Consider the following 24,725-nt stretch of genomic DNA (forward strand, 5'->3'; position numbering starts at 1 on the left):
AGATTATATAAATTGTCCGATGCGTTTTTCTGAAATACCAGTTTCTTGGTTGTAAATTTCTTCGCCTCTTAAAATAGTTTGTGTTACTTGCGCGCCAATTTCACGACCAATATAAGGGCTCATCTTATTACGATATGCTAAATCTTCTGCTGTTAAAGTATATGATGCATTCGGTTTGATTAATACAAAATCTGCATCTTTTCCAACAGCTATGCTACCTTTTGATTCCAATCCAAAACGTTTGGCAGGTGCTGTAGCAATAATATCTGCAAATTTATTTAATGACATATTACGTTTTTGGACACCTTCATCAAATAAAATATCGACATTATTTTGTAACCCCGCTATACCTCCCCATGCTTCAAAAGCATTATCTGTATCTTTTAAGTCAGGTGTACAAGGAGAGTGGTCGGAAGTAACAAATCCAATATCACCAGTTAGCACGCGATTCCACATACCTTCTAAGCGTGATTTTTCTCTGATTGGCGGAGAACATTTTACGACTGGGCCAATGTCATCTAATTCTTCCTTGTAGAAATAAAGATAATGTGTACATGTTTCACATGAAATATCTACACCTTCTTGTTGAGCTTTGATAATTTCATCTACACCTTCTTCACAAGCAACATGTACAATATGTACACGACAACCAGTTTCTTTTGCGAATAAGATAATCTTACGAATTGGCTCCACCTCAGTAAATACTGGCCTACTATCGACATACGCGCTTAAAGTTGTTTCACCGCTAGCCTTAGCAATTTCACCTAAACGGTCGGTGATTGTTGCATTTTCAGCATGAATAGAAAGTAATTTACCAGTTTTAGCAATTTGTTTCATACCTTCATATAATGAATAATCATCCACATTTTCAAAGTCACCTTCTATTGAACGATCGCCACATGTTGCTAAAAATGCTTTGTATGCTACGACACCCGCTTCATCTAACTCTTGAATACCACCGTTTAAATTATATGGTACTAAACCACCATAACTTGCAACATCAACTGATAATTCATCTTTACCAGCATCAAATTTTGCTTGAATAGAAGCTTGATCAGTTGTTGCAGGCACTTGGTTTAAAGGCATTTCGATAAATGATGTTACGCCACCTTTTGCTGCTGCGCGGGTGCCAGTAACATAACCTTCCCAGCTATCACGGTAACCGCCACCTGGTTCAGTAATATGCACATGTGCGTCTACCATACCTGGTGATACGATTTGGTTCTGAGCATCAATAACTTGTTCAGCTTCACCTAAATCTTGTCCAATAGCAGCAATCTTGCCATCCTTAACACCGATTTCTACATTTTGCTGACTATCTTCTAAAATGACTAAGCCATTTTTTAAAATTAAATCATATTTCATTATAGTTCACTCCTTCTTGTTTTTTTGAAAATAATTTAACTGAATAGTGTAAAACGATATAAACTAAACTGGATATAAAGAACCCAATAAACCATGAAAAATCAGAAATAACCTTAAATGCTGGTAAGAATCCGAGCAATGAAATGACCACACCTACTACCGTTGCAATATAAGCAGAAATATTAACTCTTTCTATTTTTATATCTTTATCATGTAAATCAAAATACAATTTATCAATATCAATACGACATTTAGATACTAAGTAGAAATGTACTATCATTACACCTGCAACAGGACCAAGTATTGCACCAATAGCATTTAAGAATAAAAAGATGCTATCCTCATTTTCCATCATTTTCCAGGGCATAATAACAACACTTAATACAGAAGCAATAACTACACCACGTTTATAATTAATCCATTTAGGTAATAACGCACTTAATTGATATGCAGCTGGTATAATATTACTCGTTGCATTCGTAGAAATGGTTGTCATTAATAACACCCCTGTCGATATCAAGATCGCCCAGAAATTACTCCATTCATTAATAATCGTTAAAATATTCCACTCTTGATGACCTAAGTAAATAGAACCACCAATGATAATAAACACACTAGCAATCGCAAATAACACATGCGCAACTACTATGCCCGAAATCTGACCAATAATTTGTGTTTTAGTAGATTTTGCATTTTGTGTAAAATCAGAAACACTTGAACCTGGTCCAGCCCAAACACCTAATAAAGAGTTGAAGATTAAAATAAATGATAAAATGGCTGGGTATATAATACCGTCTGTTTTTGTTGATATTTCATAGTTCATGATATTGCTGAAACCGCCAGCAACAGTCACGCCCCATATTGCCATACCACCAAATACTATATAAATGAGCGGATTTAAAATAGCAGTGAATTTATTCAATATGTCACCACCACCAAATCCAATTGCAAAACTAATTGCCCAAAAGATTAAAAATGCAATTAACCCTGGCACCGAAATACCTAGAATTGAAATGCCACTTCCAATATTTTCAAATCCTGGGAAAATCTTATTTAATAAAATTAGTAACGCTTGAGAACCAGCAAATGTTTGTAAACCAAACCATGCGATACCAGCTACAACACCACGTAAAACACCAGGTAATTTAGCACCGATATCTCCATATGTATCTCGTAACTGCATTGCGAAAGGTATTCCGTATTTAGAACCAGCATATCCATTTGAAACGAGTAATAGCGCAATAACAAATGAACTTAAAATCAAGGCAAATATGACTTGTAATGGTGATAGACCTATTAATAGAAAACCACCTACTGCTGTATAGTTAGGTATATTATGAACAGCACCCATCCATAAAGTAAAAAAGTTGAATGCTGAATTATTTCGTTGAGCTGATGTCTTAGGCATTATATCTTTATTATAACCACGCTTTTCAAAGAAAGCTTGATTATAAGCCGTTTCATTCCCCTGTGTCCCCATCTGTTTGTCTCCTTTGCTTCAATAGGCTATAACTATCTTAATCAATCTTTAATTTACATTTTATTACGAATGTAAGCGTTTTTCTTTGTTAGTAATGACATATATTGAGTAGAAAGTTATATATTTCGAACAAAATATGTGTATAATAATTTTTATATAACATTATTTTTGATAAGATTTATAAAATTATAAACGTATTTACGATTTTTATAAATATACCATTAGATTAATAAATATACAAATGAACTTATATTTGTTCGTAAAATATAATAGTATGACTCATAATACAAGAAGACGGAAACGGAGGATTAAACCATGACTACACTTAACGAAATTTTGTCCGTTCCTCAGTTTAAAAAGTTAGAACTGATTAACAAAAACGGGGATTTATCATCAGAAGTTTCAAGCTTAGATATTACTGAAAATAATGATATTAAGCATTTTACTTCTCAAAATGCTTTTATCCTAACAACTGGCGTATTATTTCAAGACAACCAAGAAGATTTAAAAAGGTTAATTAAAGACTTGCATGATATTAATACAGCTGGTCTCGGCATAAAAGTTTCGAGGTTTTTACATGAGATAGATAAAGAGGTTATAGATTTTGCAGATAAATTAGAATTCCCTTTAATAGAAATACCAGAAAGTTGGAACTTAGGTGAAATCACACACCAAATTTCATCTTATATTTCAGACTCAGAAACTGGAAAATTAAACTACGCATTACACATTCAACAAGAGTTAAATCAGCTTCTTATCAAAGGTTATAGTATTAATACAATGATTCAGCGAATGAGTAAATTACTTGGTGTACCGATTATTCTTTTTGATCCTTTCAAAGCACCAGAAGCATTAAGTCATCATTACGAGCAAAATAAACAATTAACTAATGAACATATCAGTTATTTTCTTAATCATTATCAACAATCAACTGTTTATGATAAAAATAAACAAGTATTTGAAAACAAAGACCATGTCATCTTCAAAGTTTTAGGATATACTTACTTCCCGTATTATTTAATGGTTTCACAAGTCAATAAATTGTCATATCCATTCAGTTTGTTAACTATTGAACAAGTGGTTAGCGTATTGAGTTTCGCATTATACAAAAACACAAAAATCGAAGAAGCAGAACAAAATGACATTAATCGCTTTTTTGAAGCACTTGTTAATAATCAAAGCGATCAAACACTTTCAATTAAAAAGCATAACGACTTACTGAAACGCTATAATATTTTCGATTCTGATTATTATCAAATCATTATTTGTGATATTGATTCACCGAATAGCTTAGAGAATAGTTATTACCTTAATGAAAGGTATCAGTTAACATTCCACTGGCTTCAATATATGTTTACCGATCTTGATGATTATATTAGTATTTATAAAATACCAAGTACGAATCGCTTCGCTATTTTATTACAAAATCGTCACGACTATTACTATGACTATCTTAAACGTCTACAAAATAGTTATGGAGAACATTTTGAAGGTACGATTTCTTTTGGTATTGGCAATGAAGTTACAGAATTCACACAAATATCTTCGTCATATTTTGAAGCTAATGAAGCCTTTGACAATGGATTAATGAATGATAAAGAAAACTTCATCTCTTATTATCATTCCAAAGATATTAAAGAACTTTTACAGTTAATACCAAAAGAGAAATTACGTCCTTTTATAAAACATACTTTAGGCCCATTGAGTTACCCTAAAACTAAAAAAGACTTAGAATTAAAACAAACATTACAAGTCTATATGGATAACCAGTGCGATATAACTAAAACTGCAGAAAAGATATATATTCACCGTAATACAGTTAAATATAGAATTAATAAATGTAGCAATTTAATCGGAGTGAATATTGAAGATCCAATGCATTCATTAAACATTCGTATCGCTTTATACGTTTCCGATATCACTCAATTTGATTAAACTCCTATAAAATTATTTTAAATAAAGAAGTGGAGTAGAAATCAAATTTTTAAAAGATCTACCTGAGTTTGCGCTCATATATAAGTCCCACTAACTCTTAAAAGCGGAACACCTGAGTAAGTACTCAGGTGTAAGATGCACTCACTTAATAAATTACGAAGTGCTTCTTTAGAGAAGTGGGACTTTAAATTAATTCAAATACCAAGTTAATGCATCTTGTTCTAATTTTTTCATAAAGGGCTCTTTCCCGTCACAATAATTTTGCCTATCATCAGGAAAATGTTGAGCTAATTGTTCTTTTAATTGTTCATATTCACGAGCAATCTTTTCAAATTTACGTAAATAATCCCTTACCGCTATATGACGGGTAATCTCATATATTTTATCCTGTTGAAATATATGAATATGATGTGTACGTGGATTTTCACCCTTTATAAAAAACCTTCTACCTGTAATCCCATTTTCCCCCAATGATGTATAACCCAAACTCATCAACACTTCATTGTAGTCATCAATTTTTTCTATTTTATTTACTACTACTAACATATCAATAATAGGTTTAGCTTTTAAATTTTCAACAGCAGTACTCCCAATATGATGTATTTTAATGACTTCTTCACTTAAAATAGCTTTGATGTTAGATTTCTCAATTTCAAATAAAATCGGCCACTGTTTTTGATAAAGCTGTACTTCAATTTCCATCGTATTCACCTTCCCCAATATATTTAAAGAATGCATTGTAACACTTCCATCATCTCTTAAAACCGCTCTATTCTTTTAAATTAAATTATATCTTTAAAATTGGCAGTTACAAATTTATTTTAATCCAACAGATAAAGTCACTTTCACATTTCACTCAACAATGTAATTATATTTTCTATATTAAATTCAATTTAATTCTATATATGAATTTTGTTTCCATTCATTATACTAATTACATTCAATCAACTTCATATTTACATAATTATTTTTTTAAAGTTATTGCTTTTAATATTAGATTTTTAAACCTAATGGTTTGCTTTGCTAACTTAAAAGGATTAAAATTTATCGTTGGGATGTTATAAAAGGAGATGTAATTGAAATGTCGGAGAATGGAATATCGAATAAAAAAAGAAACACAATTATTTTAGTTATGCTCAGTAGTGCCTTTGTTGCAATGCTTAACCAAACATTGCTCAACACAGCATTGCCAGCCATCATTAATGGCTTAGAAATAACTGAAACGACTGCTCAGTGGCTCATCACAGGATTTATGCTTGTTAATGGAATTATGATTCCTACGACAGCTTTCCTCATGGACCGCTTCCATACAAGATCACTCTATATTTTTTCAATGAGTACGTTCTTACTTGGTTCTATTATAGCTGCACTTTCGCCGACATTTGGTTTATTAATGTTTGCACGAGTGATTCAAGCTATAGGTGCAGGTATCTTGTTACCATTAATGCAATTCACTGTCTTCACCCTCTTTCCAGCTGAAAAGCGTGGATTTGCCATGGGGCTTACAGGAATTGTTGCGCAATCAGCACCAGCGATTGGCCCTACTTTAACTGGTTTTCTAATTGATACATTTAGTTGGAGAGCACCATTTATAGTAGTAGCAGTAATCGCTATAATCGCATTTATTATTGGTATCATTTTTGTAGAAAGTAACAATGAAACTAAACACACTGAATTAGATAAGACTTCAGTGATATATTCTACATTTGGTTTCGGACTAATGCTTTATGGCTTTAGTAGTGCTGGTAATCTTGGATTTACTTCACCAATTGTTATCATTTCATTAATAGTCGGGCTTATCATTGTCGGTATCTTTGTCTTGAGACAAATTAGAATAGACAATCCATTATTAAATATGCGCGTGTTTGCAAACAGAACATTTTCATTGTCTGCATTCGCTTCAATGGTTCTATTTATTGGTATTGTAGGTCCTGCATTATTGATACCCATGTATATTCAATCAGGACTAGGTTTAACAGCAATACTTTCAGGTTTAGTCATCTTACCTGGAGCTGTGGTCAATGCATTTATGTCTGTATATACGGGTAAAATTTATGATAAATATGGACTGAAGATATTGGCTGTTCCTGGATTTATCTTATTAATTATTATGACCATTCTACATTGTTTCTTAACTACAGAAACACCTTATTGGTATATTGTTGTCATCTATGCAGTCAGAATGTTTGCTGTTGCATTAATTATAATGCCGTTAAACACAATTGGTATTAATGCATTAGAAACTAAAAACATCTCACACGGTACTGCTATTATTAATTCATTAAGAATTATAGCTGGTGCGATAGGTACTGCTATTATGATTACAATTTTAACTATTGTTAGATCAAACTACGTAGAAAATGCTAATGGTAGTCAAACAAAAACTGAAATAATGCAACACGCTACCGTACTCGGTGTAGACGCTGCATTTGCTTTCACAACAATTCTAATGATTATTGGTTTCATCCTAATGTTGATGATTCGTACTAAAAAAGAAACTATCAATAGTCGAGAATTATAACTGGAATAATTAAAGGAGCGAGCATATGATTTTAACTTTTAACTTCATATGTTCGCTCCCTTTTTGTATTTTATTAATTTATACTTAATGACAAGATTCTATCGCTTTTTCTAAAAATAATTGAGTTACCTTTGAATATGTATCTTAAGATTATATATTTTCGTTGAAAATAACTCATCATAAAAAATCCCCCCAACACATCAATCTATGCGTTAAGGGGGGAATGTCGTATTTCTTATTTAAATTTGCATAAAAAAAAGACGAGTTATACTCGTCTTTCAGCCGTTATTATAATTTAACAACGTTAGCTGCTTGAGGACCGCGGTCGCCTTCAACGATTTCGAATTCAACAGCTTGTCCTTCTTCTAATGATTTGTAACCTTCTTGAGCGATTGCTGAGAAGTGTACGAATACGTCGTTTCCACCTTCAACTTCGATGAAACCGAAACCTTTTTCTGCATTAAACCATTTAACTGTACCGTTATTCATAATTAAATTCCTCCATATGTGCTTTTGCACGAATATTTGTAATCTGTCTTAAAAAATCAAAAGGAGTAAATTCAAAAGAATAACTCTACAAATCAATTTCACGAACTAAATTACTTAATACCTATTATAACGAGTAATCATTCATTTGTACACCCTAAACCGTAAATTAGTTTATTAATTTAATTTTTAGTAACGATATAGTGTATTGTTCTATTTATTTTTATTCTTGTTTATAGATAATAATTCAACATACAACCTTAAATTTCATAACGCACATCACCTAAAATAATAGCGTTCTACTTTTAAAATAATCTATTCTTAAAAAAATACAGTATCACATTATTCCCTTTTCAAAACTTTAAAATCAACCAACAATTAACGCGATGATGAATAAAATAACAGATATGATGAGTGATGACCACAAGTAAGGGGACATACGATCTATCATTCTTTTATATTCACGATCAGGAGCCTGCTCTTTTTTTAATTTCAAAAGTTTCATTAATAAATATAATGCTCCTACCATATTTATTAAAAATACAATAATCAATAATGTAATTGCCATAATATGTAACTCCTCCTAGCGATTGGCTAATTGTTAAGTTCTTCATTCTTTAAATATATAGAATGCCTTATATAGTAAATAAATAGCATTTACCATCGTAATCAACGCAAATACAATAAGTATAGTTTGGCTAAATGTAGATATACCAAAAGCTACTAACAGTGCTAAAACAATATTGATAAAACTAGAAATTACAAAACCAATATCTAATTTATTTTTTTGTTGCATATTATCGCACCTTTTACTTAATAATATTTTTGAAGATCTGAATTTGTGTTATCTTATAAGAAATCATAACACAATTTATTTTTTATAAAAAATAGTTGACTTAAGGAGAGACATACATTGAATCTTACTCTTAAAATTCTAGTAGGTATAATCTTTGTTAGTATAATATCTTGGAATAACACGGTACAAACACATCAAAATGTAAATAAAAAAGCATATAAAGAACGGACTTCCCCTATGAACGGAAAACAATTTCGTTTCATGTTTTTATTAAACATCATTATGGTTACGCTTTTTTATATACTTCTAACATACACTTATTTTTAATATAAACAGTATCTAATTTTAAAAATTGCATAAAAATACCCTCCCTTACACTCTGTAAAGGAGGGGGCGTTTTCTATATTGTCTTCAGATACTCTTCGCCTTCTTTTTTATCGTAAACACCTTCTGTTTTAGCAATAAAGATTGTAGCTACAGAGTTTCCTAATACGTTAACACATGTTCTAAGCATTTCTAAAATTCTGTCTACACCTATAATAAGTGCTAAACCTTGTGGATTTAATCCAACCGAGCCTAATGTTGTTAATAACACTACGATCGAAGCTCCTGGCACACCAGCCATACCTTTTGATGTAAGCATCAATGTAACCATTAAGATGATTTGTTCACCAATACTTAAGTCAACACCGTATAATTGTGCAACAAATAGTGCCGCAATAGATTGATACATGGCCGCACCATCAAGGTTAAACGAATAACCAGTTGGTAACACAAAGGATGCGATATCTCTAGGTACACCAAATCTTTCCATTTTTTTCATAACTGTTGGTAATACTGCTTCTGAACTTGCAGTTGAAAACGCAAGCATTAAATCATTTTTCAACAACTTGATGATTTGCGTAATTCTCACTCCACAAATTCTCGAAACAATGCCTAATACAATGAAAATAAAGAAAAGCATAGCAATAACTACTGTTAAACATAATTTGAACAGTGGAATTAATGCTGATAATCCAAAAGTAATAATCGTTGTAGTAATAAATGCAAATACTGCAATTGGTGCTAATAATAATACTTTACCAATCATCCAGAATACTGCTTCTAATGCGCCACCTAAAAAGTCTTTAACAGGTTGTGCTTTTTGTCCAATAGCAGCTAACGCCAAACCGAAAAATACTGAGAAGAATATGACCGGTAAAAGTTCTCCAGATCCAAATGCTTCAACTACGTTAGTCGGTATAATATTAACAATTGTATCGATTAAATGATTTCCATATGTAGAGCTTTCTGCAGCCTTAGCAGTTGATTCATATTTTGAAATATCACCTTTAGGTAATAAATCGGGATTCAGTCCTTGACCTGGTTTAAATAAATTACCAAATATTAACCCCATAAAAATTGCAAAATTTGTCATAATAACAAAATATAATAATGTTTTACCGCCATAGCGTCCAATCGTTTTTGTATCTCCAACATTTGAAATAGATAGTGCTAAAGAACAAAATACAATAGGTACTACTAACATTTTAATTAAATTTATAAATACATCACCGAATGGTTGTATATAGTTAATTACATCTTTATTTCCATGTAAGATACTACCTAAAATTACCCCTAATACCAATGCTATGATAATTTGCGTCGGTAGGTTTATTCTTTTAATTACTCTCACTCTTGTTCATCCCCTTATCTAAGCTAACATTTGCATAAATGCTAGTTTTCTACAAAATACAGTTTATCACAAAGAAAATTCCACTCATATATTAAATTTACATGATTCTAAAAATTATTTATGATTTTTGTATAACTAAGCTATTATATCAGAAATTTGTATATTTTAGTTAAAAAATAATTCGCCTTCATCCTCATACCCGTAGGCCTTCAAAGGTTACAAAATCATAATAAGAAAACGTTTTCTACATTATACACAAATTTGTCAAAAACAGCTTTTTTGCATACGAAATTAGTGTCATTTATTTTAATATGCGTCATTTTACAATACATCTTCATTATTTTTATATACTCTAAATTACACTAGCTCGTTTTATCAATAACCTAATATTATAGCCATACGCTAAAGCCTCTTTTGCTTTTATGAAAACCTACGTCCACAACCATCGTATTCTTTGATAATATAAAATTATACTTTGAATATATTGTCCACACTAAAAAACATTAATGTTTCATAAAAATTTTTACAAAAAAGGAGAAGTCATAATGGCAAGACATAAATCTAGAGGCCGTCCCCCCAAAAAAATATACTGTTATATTAGCTATAATTAGTTTAATGATTTTCTCGTCTCTATATACTTTGCTTTTCTACACTTTTTTAAAAAGCATAAGTGCAATTGAACATACCTCATTTTACATAACTAAAGTAGCTACTTATCAATAACTTAGTATAAACAATCAACTATTTTAAAAAGGAACGTGCTATGATGCAAATTATAAATATCAGTGCAGTAACAGAAAAAGGATTAAATAAAAAGGTCAATGCGTTTTTAGAGGAAAATCCATATATTGAAATCATTAAATTCGATTATGCTATCGGCTCTAGTAGTTATGGTGTAGGGATTTTATATCAAGATAAAGTAAAAATGTAATTTAAATTATTTTTATTCATATTGCTAAAACTGAACTACATAAAAGGCATGAAACACGAAACTAAATTGCTAGTTTGATTCCGTATTCATGCCTTTTAATTATATATTGCAGTAATATTTTTCCAAATATATTTGTTCATCACTAGTAGTTACACATAATATTTCACAATAAAATTGTATCACTGGTTAAAATTATCTTTAACTGATTTAGGAACATCTTTCTCATCAACATTTTTTTGCTCTACTATCGTCCCTTTATTTACTAGTGAATGATGAATATTTTAAACGCAAAATATTGGAATAAGTTACTTTACTACATAAAAATTTTAAAAATAACATATTGTTTTGGTGAAAGCTATTAATCCATATCTATTTTTGCTAACCTTATATTAGATGAAGAATATTATGTGATGTTTTACGTATCATTTAGAGAGTTTTTAAATATAACATCAATATGTTTTACATTAAAAAACAACAAACTTTAAGGAGTATTACAAATGACAAAAGCTATGTATGTACATCACATTATTAACATTGTACTTATGATTGTATTAATCATCTTTAATAACACAGATATAGGAGGATTAACTTTATCAATAATATTGGCAGTCGTATTTATTACTAATACTGTATTACTAATAAGAGAAAATAGTAAAAAAGTAAGAAAAGAAGGCATTACTATAGAAGAACATAATAAAAAATAAATTACTTTTATCTTGGCGAGTGAAATCGTGAACTTCAGTAAATACAAATATGACTATAACTATATACTCATGGCTATACCTTTACTAATTTGTTCAATCTTTGTACCCGCCGTTTTTATTGCATTTCTTGTATGCCTGTTCTGTGGTTTTGAAGAACGTTATTAATGAAGAAATTTAGCAGTAAATTAATACATATTCGCTTTAATCAGTTTAAAATGAACTAAAAATCATAAAATAATGAAGATGATTATTAAATCAATAATGACTCACTGGAGGGTATTGTTTTGAAGACTTTTGCATTTTTTACTATCATTTTTATATTTAGTGCTTTATGGACATCTTTGGCAATTCGCTACTTGCCTTCCGAAACTACCGGGCGTAAAAACAAGAAAAATTCGTTTAACACTCAGCAACAATCAATGATTATTGAAATTTTCGCAAGAACTTTTGTATGGTTTGTATATTTCTTACTTTTAAATATAATCATGAAATATTTTGGTTATTGGCATAATAATAGCTTGGCAAAAGATTACTCTGAATTAGTATACCTTTTAGCTATCATTTTGTTGGGAGTTATTGAACTATTTTTATGTAAAAAGAAAATATAACTCTAAAAGATAATGCAGACTATTTTATAATCAAAAAAGTTTATAAAAACAAAAAGCAGTGTAGTTTAGTTTTTATAACGGTACTACACCATTTTTTGAAAATATTTAATTCGAAAACTTAATTAACCTTATGAATTAAATAGGTAACAATATTTTTATTAAAATCTGATTTTGATTTTGCATAAATAATCATACAAGTGTCAATATACACTCAATCACTTTGAAAATAATACTTTATAAAAGGCGTGGTTAAGTCATGGATATTTTATGTATATACTCTTAGTGCTTGTTAAACATCAAAATGTTGATTTAACAGTATCTTAGTTTAAGTATTAGTTATATACAATCATTTGCAAATAGCATTGGCATAGAGAAGCACATCACAAGCCATACAATGAGACATAGCCATATCATGTTTTAAATCACTTAAGGCTATAATGGAGTGCGTGGGACATACTAGACCATAAGACAACATTACATATATATAGCCATGTCACTGAACAGATGGATAAAAATATGATGAATAAACTAGAGAAAGTAGGTAACTAAAATGGTTTGGTTAAACGTTCTAACTATTTTAATATTATTTTTACTAACTGGCTTTTTATCAGGCAAACATAGAGACAAGCTATTATTTCTAAAAGCATTTACTTCCGCAGTATTTATGGTTATAAGCGCCTTATTATCTATAACTATATCAGCTTTGATTACTTACTACCTATTTGCCATTATACTAGATGACGGAAGTAGTATATTTATACTCGGACTAATAACCATACTTCTATCAGGTTTAATGAATTATTATTTAGTAAGACTTATCATGAAAATAAATAGTTATAATGAACTCTTAATCATGGTTATTGAGTATTATATTCAGTGGACAACTATATTTTTTACTTTGTATCAATTCTTCACTTCTTCAGGCGATACAATTCGTGAATTAAAACATTTAAATATTTCAACGGCTACCCTTGATGTGAGCTTGATGAATATTATAATCTTACCAATTTTGTTAGTAAGTTGGATTTCAATTGCTATGGTTAAAGTATATATCAAGGATCATCAATCTAAAGAAAACAATCAACAATAAGCGCAAATTTTAATACACTCGCCCTATTTACAATTTCAAATCCACAAAAACAACCCCTTAAGCCATAGACTTAAGGGGTTTCATCATTCTATACTATTATTCCCACTCGATTGTACTTGGCGGTTTAGATGTTATATCATAAACAACGCGGTTAACGTGATCGACTTCATTTACGATACGGCTTGAAATCTTTTGTAAGACTTCCCAGTCGATACGGGCGAAGTCACTTGTCATGCCATCGATTGAGGTTACGGCACGAATACCAACTGTATGGTCATACGTACGGTAATCTCCCATAACACCTACTGATTGGATACCTGGTAATACTGTGAAGTATTGCCAAATTTCACGTTCAAGACCTTCCTCACGGATAACCTGTCTTAAAATCGCATCAGATTCACGTACAATTTCAAGTTTGTCTTCAGTGATTTCTCCAAGGACACGGATACCTAAACCTGGACCTGGGAATGGTTGTCTCCAAACTAAGTGCTCTGGAATACCTAATTCGATACCTAGTTCGCGCACTTCATCTTTGAATAGTGTATTAATAGGTTCGATTAACTGGAATTCCATATCTTCAGGTAAACCACCTACATTGTGGTGTGATTTAATCGTTTGAGCAGTTTTTGTGCCTGACTCGATAACATCTGTATAAAGTGTACCTTGCGCTAAGAAGTCTACACCTTTTAATTTAGATGCTTCATCATCGAAGACATAGATAAACTCATTCCCGATGATTTTACGTTTTTGTTCTGGGTCTGACACGCCTTGTAATTTACTCATGAAACGTTCTTGTGCATCTACACGAATAATATTCATGTTGAAGCCTTCACCGAACTGCTCCATAACCATGTCGCCTTCACCTTTACGTAATAAGCCATGATCTACAAAGATACATGTAAGTTGATCACCAATTGCTTTGTGTAACAATACTGCTACTACAGATGAATCAACTCCACCACTCATAGCACATAACACTCTACGGTCGCCAACTTGATTGCGGATTTTTTCAACTTCGATTTCAATGAAGTTTTCCATTGACCATTCACCAGTACATTCACATACGCGACGTACAAAGTTACGTAATAAGTCATTACCATATTCAGTATGACGTACTTCTGGGTGGAATTGTACACCATAAATACGGCGAGATTTATCTTCAATCGCTGCATAATTTGTGCTTGGGCTGTCAGCAATAACTTCAAAGCCTTCTGGAATCTCAATAACTTTATCTGAATGACTCATCCAAACATTTTGTTCTTCCGGTAAACCGAAGAATAATTCATCAGTTTTAGCATTGATGATTGCTTTACCATATTCACGTTCATTGGCACGTTCAACTTTTCCGCCTAATAGTTTAGTCGTCAACTGCATACCATAACAAATACCTAAAATCGGCACTCCTAAATTGTATATTTCTGGATCAATTGTGAACGAATCTTCTTCATAAACTGAGTTTGGTCCACCCGAAAGGATAATACCTTTAGGGTTCAATTGTTTTATTTCTTCCATACTAATCTCATGGTCGTGTAACTCACTATATACGCCCATTTCACGAATACGTCGTGTAATTAACTGATTGTATTGGCTACCAAAGTCTAAAACAAGTATGAGCTCTTGCTCTTTCGCCATTTCCATAACTTTAAATCTCCTTTTAACTTAGAATGAATAATTTGGTGATTCTTTTGTAATTTGAACATCATGTGGATGGCTTTCCGCTAAACCAGCAGGTCCCATGCGTGTAAATTGAGCTTCTTCTCTTAATGCTTCTAAGTTTTTAGAACCAGTATAACCCATACCAGATCTTACGCCGCCCATAAGTTGATAAATAGTGTCTTGTAGTGCACCTTTGTAAGCAATACGACCTTCAATACCTTCTGGAACGAATTTTTTAGGTGCTTTATCTTCTTGGAAGTAACGGTCATTTGAACCACTTTCCATTGCGCCTAATGAGCCCATGCCTCTATATACTTTGTATTGTCTACCTTGGAACACTTCAGTTGCGCCTGGACTTTCTTCAGTGCCTGCGAGTAAGCTACCTAACATAACTGCATGTCCACCAGCAGCTAATGCTTTAATGATATCTCCTGAGAATTTAATACCACCATCTGCAATGATTGCTTTACCATGTTTGCGCGCTTCTGTAGCACAATCGTAAACAGCTGTAATTTGTGGAACACCAACTCCTGCAACAACACGAGTTGTACAAATTGAACCAGGACCAATACCAACTTTAACTACGTCAGCACCCGCTTCATATAAAGCTTTTGTACCTTCAGCTGTAGCAACATTACCTGCTATTAAAGTAACTTGTGGGAATGTTTTTTTAATATGTGTAACTTGTTCTAATACACCTTTAGAGTGGCCGTGTGCTGTATCGATAACTAATGCATCTACACCAGCTTCAACAAGTTTTTGTGCACGGATATCAGTATCTTTCGCAATACCAATTGCTGCACCTACTAATAATCTACCATGTGCATCTTTAGCAGAATTAGGGAATTCAAGAACTTTTTCAATATCTTTAATTGTAATTAATCCTTCTAAACGACCTTCTTTAACTAATGGAAGTTTCTCAATTTTATGTTGTTGTAATAACTTCTCTGCTTCCTCTAATGTCGTACCTACAGGAGCTGTAACAAGGTTATCTTTTGTCATTACATCTGAAATTTTAATTGAAAAGTCTTCGATAAAACGTAAATCACGGTTTGTAATGATACCAACAAATTGTCTAGTCTCTTTACTATCAACAATTGGCACGCCTGAAATGCGATATTTACCCATTAATGCTTCTGCTTCAAAAACACTTTCTTCTGGAGTTAAATAAAATGGATTCGAGATGACACCATTTTCAGAACGTTTTACTTTTTGAACTTCATCGGCTTGATCTTCAATGTTCATATTTTTATGAATGACACCAAGTCCACCTTGTCTAGCCATTGAAATCGCCATTTTTGATTCTGTAACTGTGTCCATACCTGCTGATACGATTGGAATATTCAGTTTAATACCTTCTGATAATTGAACACTTAAGTCCACTTCTTTCGGTAATACATCTGATTCTGCTGGTAACAATAACACATCGTCAAAAGTTAAAGATTCTTTTTCAAATTTATTTTCCCACATACTTGTACAGCCTCCTAATTAATTGTTTTATAGTTCTATTATTTCATAATTTCCGTGTCTTGTTGATGCTTTATGCCATTAAAAAAGAAATTCAAAACAATTGCTGAAATTGCACCTAGTACAATACCGTTTTGAGTTAACCATGCAAATTGTTCACCTAAGGCGTCAAACGCTTGAGGTACTGCACTTATACCCGTCCCTAGTCCTACAGATACAGCAATAACTAACAAATTATTTTGATTCTTAAAATTAATATTACCTAATATACTAACACCATATGCCATGACCATGCCAAACATAGCTATCATCGCTCCACCTAATACTGGTAGAGGAATCATATTTGCTAATGCACCTAATTTAGGAATACACCCACAAATAACTAGCAATATAACCATACCGTATATCACTTTATTCTTTTTCGCACCTGACAATGATACTAAGCCTACATTTTGTGAATACGCAGTATAAGGGAATGCGTTGAAGATAGAACCTAAGATGATAGCAATACCTTCTGCTGTATAACCTTTACGGAAATCTTTGCGTTCCAATGATTTACCTGTTATTTCACTTAATGCATGATATACACCGGTTGATTCTATTAAACTTACTAATGCAACTATAAAGAATACAAGTGTCGCCCCAAAGTCAAAGCTGAAAGTTGAAAATCTAAACGGTTGAGGTAAAGCAAACCAATGCGCCGTACCAATTTGATTTACATCTACGATTCCAAAGAAGCCGGCTAGCACCGTCCCCACAATAAGTCCGATAAGTATAGCGATAGATTTCAAAAATCCTACAGTAAAACGCTGTACGAGTAAAATGACAACCAAAGTGATGACACCTAAGATGATATTTTTAGAATCCCCGTAGTCTTTAGCACCTTCTCCTCCTGCCAAATAATTCATTGCAACTGGCATTAGGTTAATCCCAATAATTGTTACCACACTTCCAGTAACAACTGGAGGGAAGAACTTCACCAAATAGGAAAAGAATGGTGCAATGATTACAACTAGAATACCCGACAAGAAGAGCGAACCATATAAGTCACCAATACCTTTAGTTTGCCCAATTAAAATCATTGGTGCCACAGCAGTAAATGTACAGCCTAATACAATCGGCAAACCAATGCCTGTACCTTTCCATACTTGCAAGAAGGTCGCTACACCACACATAAAGATGTCCACTGTAACTAGGAAAGCAATTTGTTCAGGTGTGAAGTCTAAACTTGTTCCTACAATAATAGGTACGAGTATTGCCCCCGCATACATTGCTAATAAATGCTGTAAACTTAAAATGAAGGTTTTCATGCTTCTTCGCCAACGAAAGTAACTTTATTTCCACTTAGCGAAGCCACTTTGCATAATGATGAAACTGTTAAACCTGCTTGTTCCAAACGTTCTCTCCCAGGTTGGAAACTTTTTTCTACTACAATACCTATACCAACTGTTGTACCTTTGGCTTGTTGTACAATTTCATTTAAGCCTAAAGATGCATCTCCATTGGCTAAAAAGTCATCTACGATAAGTACTTTGTCATTTTCATCTAAAAACTCTTTAGACACAATCACTGTACTTGTCGTATTTTTAGTAAAAGAATGTATATCTGCTTGATACACATCTTTTTTTAGTGTACTTGGTTTTGCTTTTTTAGCGAATAGGCATGGCACATCAAAGTGCATAGCTGCCATAATCGCCGGTGCAATACCAGACGCTTCAATTGTTAAAATTTTTGTGATGCCCTCGTCCTTAAATTGTTCGTAAAAAGTTCGTCCTACATCATGCATCAGCTTGGCATCGATTTGATGATTTAAAAAACCATCTACCTTTAAAATCTTTTCGTCAATAACGACACCATCTGCTTCGACTTTCTGCTTCAACAAATCCACTCGTAAAAAACCTCCTCATTTTGTGTACAAAAAAAACCCTAAACTAACTTAGTTTCAGGATCTATGAGTGAACGTGCAATACTATAAGCAGCTATTATCCTAATTTTAAATGATGTCTAAAGAGGTAAGATTTTTACATTCATTTCCCTATTAAATATGTAAAAAATATGTTTATAACATCGAATACGAGGAAACAGTTTAAAAAGCATAGTCCAATATGTACAACTTTTTAAATCGTTTTTAATTGCTAAAGCATTGTATAGGTTACCCATAGTCATGTCGTTAATGGCAACATGGTAGAAACTTCTAAAGCCGTATCCTTTAGATTATATGAGTTAGATAAATTATTAACTGATGATAGCAAATTTTGGTACATTTTTCAATATACTTATTGATTGTAAGCGCTTTTTCAAGATGTTTTAGTATATTTAATTAAGTTTAGTAAACGGTATCATTTGCGTTAAAATGTTGTTTGCCAGGTGTAAAACTTCGTTATATAATTAAATTGTAATCGTTTCGTTATTTAAGTTACTGGGTAAACACATAATAATTAATAGAACAACGGATGGAGGAGCACAAAATGTCAGAATTCACTATTATTCAAAAAAGCGAAGAGTTAATTGATGCAGTCAAAAACAAGATTGCAGAAGGTTATAATGAGTCAGAGATTTCTGTTATTAGTAAATCAAAACTGCATATCGACGAGTTGCATGATTCCGAAGTAAACTTAACAGCTACAAGCGGTTCTTTCAGTGATAAAATGGCGAAAATGTTAACTGGCGAAGACGGTGAAGAGGCTGTTTTAGCCCATTATAAATTGCCGGACGCCGAAATGGAACGCTATAAGAAAGAAATCTTAGACGGTCACTATCTTGTCGTTGCTACGAAAGACGAATCTTCACATGAAGAAGTAGAAAAAGCAAACGCAGCTTATGAAAACGAAACAGTAATCCAACATCATTACGCTGAAGAATCTAATGGACCAAAGTCCTAAACTTAAAGCATATGAATTTAGAGTTTGGATAATCAACACAATTCACTAGTTATAAAATGATATAAGCCAACATTGGCAGTTATCTAAAATTTATTTGTAACAAACATTTCAAATGACTAATTTATATTGATGGAGCGAACCAAGAAAATCAATTGTAACTTTTGATTTCTGTGTCGCTCCTTTTTTATTACCTAGCCATACTTCTACCTATAAATCACATTACAAATTTTGCTACTATGTTATAATGAACGCAATAATTTCGGGGGTGTACATATGCAATTCAAAATTATCACATCAATTGATGATCCCTTCTTCAAATCAGCCATGAATTTGTATGATGCTAAATTTGATATCGGATTATCTGAATACGAGCAAATCTTCAAACAATCACTTAAAAATGAGCACACTAAAGATGATTATATCTTTTTAGTTGGCATAGAGTCAGACACTGTCGTGAGTTTGGCAACTGCGCATTATGAGGCAACAACAAACTCAGCATTTTTAATCTACTTAATCGCCAATGATCAACCGAATCACGATGAGCTAATTACTGAAACGCTTGCGCGTATCCAAAAAGAAATTAATATCTTATCAAACCAACTTCATGAACACGACGTTAATTTCATCATGTTAGAAGTAGATAAAGAACCTGAAGAAATTTCTGAGGAAGACATACCTATCTTGGATAATAGACGCCAATTTCTATATCAGCATGGGTTCGAAAAACAATATGACATTAATTATTTAGCGCCAAATTTTGAAGGATATAGCGAAGGTAAACCCATGGATTTATTTATAAAATCTAATATTGAACTAACCAAAGACATTTATGGCCCTAGTATTAAATCAAACTATATTCTCAAATATGTCTTTGCCAACAGAATCTCTAGAAGTATTATTTATCCATTACTTGAGGAAATGGATTTACGTAAATCATAGGAACCACCACTTGAAATCACTATTAAAACAGTTTAAACTAGCATAGAGGTAAGACTGACGTTTCACTAACCGAAGACAAACGTCCGTATACATAAATCCATTAATGAAAGGACTTATTTCTATGTTAACCAAAGAATTTGCACAACGTGTTGAGCTAAGTGAAAAACAAGTCCGTAAAATCGTTCAACATTTAGAAGAACGCGGTTACCAACTTAGTAAAACAGAATATCGTGGCCGTGAAGCTACAGATTTCCAAGAAGAGGATATTGAATTATTCCAAGACATTGCTGAAAAAGTAAAACAAACAAATAGCTACGACTTAGCTTTTGAAGAATTAGAGAAAGAAAAAGACTTTTTACAAGTATTAGTAAAAGACGATAGTAGTAATTTACCTACAGATCAAAATGTATCTAAACTTGTAGATGATTTACGCTCTGAAATTCAAAAAATGCGTGACGAACGTCATATGCTTGGCCAAATGATTAATCAAGTCCACCAACAACAACAAGAATTACATGAAATGCAAAATCAAATCACGTCTAAATTGGATGCTAATACCGAATCATTACAAGCCATCCAATCTTCTACAAATGAAATTAAATCAACTCAAAATGCTATTCAAGATTCACAAAAAGAGCAATCTGAATTAGCTAAATCAAATGTTGAAACTGCTCATATCGCCGCTTCACAGTCTACAAATGCTCAGAAAGATGAGGCTTTAACCGAAACTTCTACCGAATCAATAGGTGTAAAATCATCTCCAGAATCTCAGTCAGAAGCGAACAAAGGTGTTAACGATAAAGGCAACAACGAAACATCAGACAACGTTACTTCAGATAGCAAACTAGATGCTACTATAGCAAAGGCGCATACTGACGAATCTGAAATTACACCAGTGAGCGAACAATCTGCTACTGATGCTGGTAATGGGAAGGTAGAAGAATCAAATTCAACTGAAGAGAAGTCAGCTAATCAAGCTACAGATGCTACTACCGCTACTGACAAAGGTAATGAATTATCAACGTCAGCAACTGATGATGAAACAATTAAAGATGAAGTAACTGAAACAAGCACTCTAGACGAAACAGGTGATAATACAGCTTCCTACACATCAACTTCATCTAACGAAGCACCAAAAGAAGAACGTAAAGGTTTCTTCGCTCGTTTGTTTAATTTATAAAATTATCATTATTAATCTAAAGTGTACTATGATTAAAGTAAAGTCACTACCGAAAACAACGTCATTCATTATAAGAGCGAAAATATATAGTCGAGTTTTAGAACTAGATTATATATTTTCGCTTGTTTTATATATAAATTTTCTATATCTATCCATAAAACCCCAAAACATACCCCCTATTAATATAGTTGAATGTCTTATATAAACCCAAGTTTTATTATCAGAAAATAAAGACATTTTAATTTCTCAAATTTCTTGAGTAATTAGCTTGAATATTATTGAGTTTGCTAATATCCTTAGTATACGTATCGGATTAAAAAATTAAATAAGAAAGTGTAGGTCCTTTTTTTATGTTATTAACTATTCTTAACATCATTATTTTTGTGGCCTTCCTCATCGGATTATATATAATGGCTAAAAAACACGTTTCATTTCCAAAACGTGTTTTCTCTGCTTTAGGTGTTGGGATCATTTTTGGTATCGCAGTACACTTAATCTATGGTGTGGACTCTAAAGTTACTAAACAAACTATGGATTGGTTTAGTATCGTTGGTGATGGCTACATTTCATTATTACAAATGATTGTAATGCCTTTAATATTCATTTCAATCGTTTCAGCATTCACGAAAATTAAAGTAGGAGATAAGTTTGCTAAGATCGGCGTTTATATCTTTGTATTTCTTATAGGTACCGTTGCAATATCTGCAATTATTGGTATTATCTCAGCACTTGCATTCGGTTTAGATGCTTCTTCTATTGATTTAGGTGGCGCCGAAAGTTCAAGAGGTAGCGAGCTTGCGAGCCAAGCTAAAGATATGACAGCCAATACATTACCACAACAAATTTTACAATTATTACCTAGTAATCCATTCTTAGATTTTACTGGTCAACGTACAACTTCTACAATCGCCGTAGTTATATTTGCAGCGTTTATAGGTTTTGCATTCTTACGTGTTATGCGTAAACAGCCAGAGAGTGGCAACTTACTTAAACGTGGTATCGATGCATTATACAGCTTAGTTATGGCAATCGTAACATTCGTATTGCGCTTAACACCTTATGGTATTTTAGCGATTATGACTTCTACAATTGCTACAAGTGATTTTGAGGCAATTTGGACTTTAGGTAAGTTCGTAATTGCGTCCTATGCAGCACTTATCGTAATGTATATTATTCATTTAATCATAATCTCAGGCATTGGTTTAAATCCAGTGACATTCGTCAAAAAAACTGGTGAAGTACTATTATTCGCCTTCACTTCTCGTTCTAGTGCTGGTTCATTACCTCTTAATGTCCAAACACAAAAAAATCGCCTAGGTGTACCAGACGGAATTGCAAACTTTTCTGCATCCTTTGGTCTGTCAATTGGACAAAATGGTTGTGCCGGTATTTATCCTGCTATGCTTGCAGTCATGGTAGCACCAGCTGCTGGCGTGGAAGTTAACTTACAATTTATATTAGCTGTGATTGGCGTAGTCATAATCAGTTCATTTGGTGTAGCTGGTGTTGGTGGCGGTGCTACATTCGCTTCTATCATTGTATTATCTACATTAAATTTACCAGTTGCACTAGCAGGTGTCTTAATCTCTGTCGAACCATTAATCGATATGGGTCGTACAGCATTGAATGTTAATGATTCTATGCTTGCTGGTACAGGTACAGCAAAACTAACAAATAACTTAGATCAAGACACTTATAACCAAAAAGAATATGCTGAAATTGCAAATTAATACCAAGTTATTTGTTGCTGCTCACTTCACATGTTTTAATTATTTATGAAATATTTAAAAAGGTCGGTATACTCGCAATGTATACCGACCTTTTTTATTATGCTCAACTAAGATTATTTATTTCGCTTAAGCTCTATCATCAATTTTATATAATTAAATAGAAAAACAAGAATTAAACTTAAAGATAATGACTTTAACAGTAGGTTGACCCAGGTACCCTCTGCAGTAAAGTAATGCGTCATTATGCTACATAGAATAAACGCCAAAAATATAAGCCCCAATTTAAATAACATGTCTCCCACCTCTTTTAATATAGTTTAGTGGGAAACATGTATTTTTTCAATTTAATTTTTATCTATTAATAAGTTTACTTATTTTCAAACTGAAGATTATGAATTAACCCTTGATTGTCCGAAGATTTTTCTCTTAATTTCTTCTCCGGTGGGAGTACCCGCTAAACCACCTATACCCGTTTCACGTAATGAGGCAGGTAAATTACGTCCTACTTTATCCATGGCTTCAATGACTTCATCTACAGGAATTTTGCTTTCAACTCCTGCTAATGCAAGATCCGCTGAAATTAATCCGTTTCCTGATCCTATGGCGTTTCTCATAACACAAGGAATTTCTACTAACCCAGCGACAGGATCACATACAAGACCTAATAAATTGCTGATAGCTAGTGCCATTGCATGACCACTTGCTTGCGGTGAACCTCCAAATATCTCTACTGCTGCCGCTGCTGCAATCGCAGATGCTGAACCAACTTCAGCCTGACAACCCCCTATTGCACCTGCCACGCTAGCATTATTTGCAATTACCTTACCGCATAACGCCGCAGCAAATAGGAAATCAATCATTTGATCTGTAGTTAAATGATGTGATTTTTCTAACTTAAACAGAATTCCGGGTATAGTACCCGAGGATCCAGCCGTGGGAGTCGCACAGATAATCCCCATTGCCGCATTAACCTCATTAGTAGCAATGGCCCCTTTTAACGCTTCGACCATTTCGTAACCAGACAATGCATGTTCTTGCTCATTATAAGTTGCTAATTTAACAGCATCCTGCCCAGTGTAACCTGTAACACTTTTCACTCCTTCACCAGTTGTACCTTTTTCTACTGCTTCCCTCATAACATCTATATTGTGTTTCATAAGTGCTCTAACTTCATCTCTTGAAATGCCTTTTAATGACATTTCTTCACTAATCATAATTTCTGCAAAAGTTGTACCTTTTTCTACTGCATAATCAATGATTTCTTGCATCGAATTTAGCAT

Annotated in this window: 23 protein-coding genes, 1 pseudogene and 1 riboswitch; of the genes and pseudogenes, 11 read left to right on the top strand and 13 right to left on the bottom strand. The window is 32.7% G+C overall.

Annotated elements, in window-relative coordinates; all coding sequences use genetic code 11:
• Positions 1 to 3 precede the first annotated feature (3 nt).
• Together allB and allW are read right to left on the bottom strand one after the other, a co-directional pair.
• Positions 4 to 1,365: an allantoinase AllB gene (gene allB, locus ACW5YJ_RS00310; protein WP_457338312.1), complete on the bottom strand. Its 1,362-nt coding sequence runs from the start codon at positions 1,363 to 1,365 to the stop codon at positions 4 to 6.
• A complete protein-coding gene (gene allW, locus ACW5YJ_RS00315) occupies positions 1,355 to 2,845 on the bottom strand; it encodes an allantoin permease (RefSeq protein ID WP_135092593.1) in 1,491 nt (496 codons plus the stop codon). The genes allB and allW overlap by 11 nt, the downstream gene beginning before the upstream one ends.
• A gap of 315 nt (positions 2,846 to 3,160) precedes the next feature.
• Between allW and ACW5YJ_RS00320 the strand changes: the two genes are divergently transcribed.
• Positions 3,161 to 4,780 (top strand): PucR family transcriptional regulator, encoded by a 1,620-nt coding sequence (locus tag ACW5YJ_RS00320; protein WP_017723330.1) that lies wholly within the window; start codon positions 3,161 to 3,163, stop codon positions 4,778 to 4,780.
• Between the two features lie 189 nt (positions 4,781 to 4,969).
• Here ACW5YJ_RS00320 and ACW5YJ_RS00325 read toward each other — a convergent pair whose 3' ends face one another.
• Positions 4,970 to 5,482, bottom strand: coding sequence for a GrpB family protein (locus ACW5YJ_RS00325; RefSeq protein WP_107552182.1), 513 nt, complete (start codon positions 5,480 to 5,482; stop codon positions 4,970 to 4,972).
• Positions 5,483 to 5,861: 379 nt separating this feature from the next.
• On the opposite strand from ACW5YJ_RS00325, the gene ACW5YJ_RS00330 reads away from it, so the two are divergent.
• Positions 5,862 to 7,301, top strand: coding sequence for an MDR family MFS transporter (locus tag ACW5YJ_RS00330; protein ID WP_457338313.1), 1,440 nt, complete (start codon positions 5,862 to 5,864; stop codon positions 7,299 to 7,301).
• A gap of 288 nt (positions 7,302 to 7,589) precedes the next feature.
• On the opposite strand, the gene cspD is transcribed toward ACW5YJ_RS00330, so the two are convergent.
• From cspD to ACW5YJ_RS00350, 4 genes are all read right to left on the bottom strand, one after another.
• Complete coding sequence (gene cspD / locus ACW5YJ_RS00335; RefSeq protein ID WP_011303913.1) at positions 7,590 to 7,790, bottom strand: cold-shock protein CspD; 201 nt, start codon at positions 7,788 to 7,790, stop codon at positions 7,590 to 7,592.
• 364 nt (positions 7,791 to 8,154) lie between these two features.
• Entirely contained in the window at positions 8,155 to 8,355 is a 201-nt protein-coding gene (locus ACW5YJ_RS00340) for a DUF5453 family protein (RefSeq protein WP_017723333.1), read from the bottom strand.
• A 42-nt stretch (positions 8,356 to 8,397) separates the two neighbouring features.
• On the bottom strand, positions 8,398 to 8,583 hold the full coding sequence (locus ACW5YJ_RS00345) for a hypothetical protein (protein ID WP_153672088.1): 186 nt from the start codon (positions 8,581 to 8,583) through the stop codon (positions 8,398 to 8,400).
• Positions 8,584 to 8,983: 400 nt separating this feature from the next.
• Positions 8,984 to 10,258, bottom strand: coding sequence for a dicarboxylate/amino acid:cation symporter (locus tag ACW5YJ_RS00350; RefSeq protein WP_457338314.1), 1,275 nt, complete (start codon positions 10,256 to 10,258; stop codon positions 8,984 to 8,986).
• A gap of 763 nt (positions 10,259 to 11,021) precedes the next feature.
• Between ACW5YJ_RS00350 and ACW5YJ_RS00355 the strand changes: the two genes are divergently transcribed.
• The 5 genes and pseudogenes from ACW5YJ_RS00355 to ACW5YJ_RS00375 all read left to right on the top strand — a co-directional run bounded on the left by ACW5YJ_RS00355 (position 11,022) and on the right by ACW5YJ_RS00375 (position 13,591).
• Positions 11,022 to 11,189: a hypothetical protein gene (locus tag ACW5YJ_RS00355; protein WP_155115742.1), complete on the top strand. Its 168-nt coding sequence runs from the start codon at positions 11,022 to 11,024 to the stop codon at positions 11,187 to 11,189.
• Positions 11,190 to 11,686: 497 nt separating this feature from the next.
• Positions 11,687 to 11,893 (top strand): hypothetical protein, encoded by a 207-nt coding sequence (locus ACW5YJ_RS00360; protein ID WP_017723338.1) that lies wholly within the window; start codon positions 11,687 to 11,689, stop codon positions 11,891 to 11,893.
• 284 nt (positions 11,894 to 12,177) lie between these two features.
• Positions 12,178 to 12,501: a hypothetical protein gene (locus ACW5YJ_RS00365; protein WP_457338315.1), complete on the top strand. Its 324-nt coding sequence runs from the start codon at positions 12,178 to 12,180 to the stop codon at positions 12,499 to 12,501.
• Positions 12,502 to 12,859: 358 nt separating this feature from the next.
• Positions 12,860 to 13,050, top strand: a pseudogene (locus ACW5YJ_RS00370) (tyrosine-type recombinase/integrase); the annotation flags it as partial.
• A 1-nt stretch (position 13,051) separates the two neighbouring features.
• The gene (locus ACW5YJ_RS00375) at positions 13,052 to 13,591 is read left to right on the top strand and encodes an SA1002 family membrane protein (protein ID WP_017723340.1); all 540 of its coding nucleotides are present in this window, start codon (positions 13,052 to 13,054) and stop codon (positions 13,589 to 13,591) included.
• 96 nt (positions 13,592 to 13,687) lie between these two features.
• Here ACW5YJ_RS00375 and guaA read toward each other — a convergent pair whose 3' ends face one another.
• Genes guaA through xpt form a run of 4 tightly spaced genes read right to left on the bottom strand, consistent with a single transcriptional unit; the run spans position 13,688 to position 18,602 of the window.
• Complete coding sequence (gene guaA, locus ACW5YJ_RS00380) at positions 13,688 to 15,229, bottom strand: glutamine-hydrolyzing GMP synthase (protein WP_017723341.1); 1,542 nt, start codon at positions 15,227 to 15,229, stop codon at positions 13,688 to 13,690.
• Positions 15,230 to 15,250: 21 nt separating this feature from the next.
• Positions 15,251 to 16,717, bottom strand: coding sequence for an IMP dehydrogenase (gene guaB / locus ACW5YJ_RS00385; RefSeq protein WP_107551585.1), 1,467 nt, complete (start codon positions 16,715 to 16,717; stop codon positions 15,251 to 15,253).
• A 38-nt stretch (positions 16,718 to 16,755) separates the two neighbouring features.
• On the bottom strand, positions 16,756 to 18,024 hold the full coding sequence (gene pbuX, locus ACW5YJ_RS00390) for a xanthine permease PbuX (protein ID WP_017723343.1): 1,269 nt from the start codon (positions 18,022 to 18,024) through the stop codon (positions 16,756 to 16,758).
• Positions 18,021 to 18,602 (bottom strand): xanthine phosphoribosyltransferase, encoded by a 582-nt coding sequence (gene xpt, locus ACW5YJ_RS00395; protein WP_017723344.1) that lies wholly within the window; start codon positions 18,600 to 18,602, stop codon positions 18,021 to 18,023. The genes pbuX and xpt overlap by 4 nt, the downstream gene beginning before the upstream one ends.
• 251 nt (positions 18,603 to 18,853) lie before the next feature.
• Positions 18,854 to 18,956, bottom strand: a riboswitch (purine riboswitch).
• A gap of 226 nt (positions 18,957 to 19,182) precedes the next feature.
• Here xpt and ACW5YJ_RS00400 point away from each other — a divergent pair.
• The 4 genes from ACW5YJ_RS00400 (at position 19,183) to ACW5YJ_RS00415 (ending at position 23,445) form a co-directional block, all read left to right on the top strand.
• Complete coding sequence (locus ACW5YJ_RS00400; RefSeq protein WP_457338316.1) at positions 19,183 to 19,596, top strand: general stress protein; 414 nt, start codon at positions 19,183 to 19,185, stop codon at positions 19,594 to 19,596.
• 273 nt (positions 19,597 to 19,869) lie between these two features.
• A complete protein-coding gene (locus ACW5YJ_RS00405; RefSeq protein WP_153672546.1) occupies positions 19,870 to 20,535 on the top strand; it encodes a hypothetical protein in 666 nt (221 codons plus the stop codon).
• Positions 20,536 to 20,656: 121 nt separating this feature from the next.
• Positions 20,657 to 21,715: a hypothetical protein gene (locus tag ACW5YJ_RS00410; RefSeq protein WP_135092587.1), complete on the top strand. Its 1,059-nt coding sequence runs from the start codon at positions 20,657 to 20,659 to the stop codon at positions 21,713 to 21,715.
• 350 nt (positions 21,716 to 22,065) lie between these two features.
• The gene (locus ACW5YJ_RS00415) at positions 22,066 to 23,445 is read left to right on the top strand and encodes an L-cystine transporter (RefSeq protein WP_026113520.1); all 1,380 of its coding nucleotides are present in this window, start codon (positions 22,066 to 22,068) and stop codon (positions 23,443 to 23,445) included.
• Between the two features lie 113 nt (positions 23,446 to 23,558).
• Here the strand turns inward: ACW5YJ_RS00415 and ACW5YJ_RS00420 are convergent, their stop codons facing one another.
• Together ACW5YJ_RS00420 and sdaAA are read right to left on the bottom strand one after the other, a co-directional pair.
• On the bottom strand, positions 23,559 to 23,738 hold the full coding sequence (locus ACW5YJ_RS00420) for a hypothetical protein (RefSeq protein ID WP_017723349.1): 180 nt from the start codon (positions 23,736 to 23,738) through the stop codon (positions 23,559 to 23,561).
• Between the two features lie 96 nt (positions 23,739 to 23,834).
• Complete coding sequence (gene sdaAA, locus ACW5YJ_RS00425) at positions 23,835 to 24,725, bottom strand: L-serine ammonia-lyase, iron-sulfur-dependent, subunit alpha (protein ID WP_107551584.1); 891 nt, start codon at positions 24,723 to 24,725, stop codon at positions 23,835 to 23,837.

It is taken from the genome of Staphylococcus sp. mip270_02 (genome assembly GCF_054031535.1).

What these genes read in the sequence shown, in the direction of transcription:
- ACW5YJ_RS00400 (WP_457338316.1), top strand. Translation starts at nt 19,183, where the DNA reads ATGTCAGAATTCACTATTATTCAAAAAAGCGAAGAGTTAATTGATGCA.
- allW (WP_135092593.1), bottom strand. Translation starts at nt 2,845, where the DNA reads ATGGGGACACAGGGGAATGAAACGGCTTATAATCAAGCTTTCTTTGAA.
- ACW5YJ_RS00355 (WP_155115742.1), top strand. Translation starts at nt 11,022, where the DNA reads ATGATGCAAATTATAAATATCAGTGCAGTAACAGAAAAAGGATTAAAT.
- ACW5YJ_RS00405 (WP_153672546.1), top strand. Translation starts at nt 19,870, where the DNA reads ATGCAATTCAAAATTATCACATCAATTGATGATCCCTTCTTCAAATCA.
- ACW5YJ_RS00325 (WP_107552182.1), bottom strand. Translation starts at nt 5,482, where the DNA reads ATGGAAATTGAAGTACAGCTTTATCAAAAACAGTGGCCGATTTTATTT.
- ACW5YJ_RS00410 (WP_135092587.1), top strand. Translation starts at nt 20,657, where the DNA reads ATGTTAACCAAAGAATTTGCACAACGTGTTGAGCTAAGTGAAAAACAA.
- pbuX (WP_017723343.1), bottom strand. Translation starts at nt 18,024, where the DNA reads ATGAAAACCTTCATTTTAAGTTTACAGCATTTATTAGCAATGTATGCG.
- allB (WP_457338312.1), bottom strand. Translation starts at nt 1,365, where the DNA reads ATGAAATATGATTTAATTTTAAAAAATGGCTTAGTCATTTTAGAAGAT.
- cspD (WP_011303913.1), bottom strand. Translation starts at nt 7,790, where the DNA reads ATGAATAACGGTACAGTTAAATGGTTTAATGCAGAAAAAGGTTTCGGT.
- ACW5YJ_RS00360 (WP_017723338.1), top strand. Translation starts at nt 11,687, where the DNA reads ATGACAAAAGCTATGTATGTACATCACATTATTAACATTGTACTTATG.
- guaA (WP_017723341.1), bottom strand. Translation starts at nt 15,229, where the DNA reads ATGGAAATGGCGAAAGAGCAAGAGCTCATACTTGTTTTAGACTTTGGT.
- ACW5YJ_RS00420 (WP_017723349.1), bottom strand. Translation starts at nt 23,738, where the DNA reads ATGTTATTTAAATTGGGGCTTATATTTTTGGCGTTTATTCTATGTAGC.
- guaB (WP_107551585.1), bottom strand. Translation starts at nt 16,717, where the DNA reads ATGTGGGAAAATAAATTTGAAAAAGAATCTTTAACTTTTGACGATGTG.
- ACW5YJ_RS00340 (WP_017723333.1), bottom strand. Translation starts at nt 8,355, where the DNA reads ATGGCAATTACATTATTGATTATTGTATTTTTAATAAATATGGTAGGA.
- ACW5YJ_RS00320 (WP_017723330.1), top strand. Translation starts at nt 3,161, where the DNA reads ATGACTACACTTAACGAAATTTTGTCCGTTCCTCAGTTTAAAAAGTTA.
- ACW5YJ_RS00330 (WP_457338313.1), top strand. Translation starts at nt 5,862, where the DNA reads ATGTCGGAGAATGGAATATCGAATAAAAAAAGAAACACAATTATTTTA.
- ACW5YJ_RS00375 (WP_017723340.1), top strand. Translation starts at nt 13,052, where the DNA reads ATGGTTTGGTTAAACGTTCTAACTATTTTAATATTATTTTTACTAACT.
- ACW5YJ_RS00345 (WP_153672088.1), bottom strand. Translation starts at nt 8,583, where the DNA reads ATGCAACAAAAAAATAAATTAGATATTGGTTTTGTAATTTCTAGTTTT.
- sdaAA (WP_107551584.1), bottom strand. Translation starts at nt 24,725, where the DNA reads ATGCTAAATTCGATGCAAGAAATCATTGATTATGCAGTAGAAAAAGGT.
- ACW5YJ_RS00415 (WP_026113520.1), top strand. Translation starts at nt 22,066, where the DNA reads ATGTTATTAACTATTCTTAACATCATTATTTTTGTGGCCTTCCTCATC.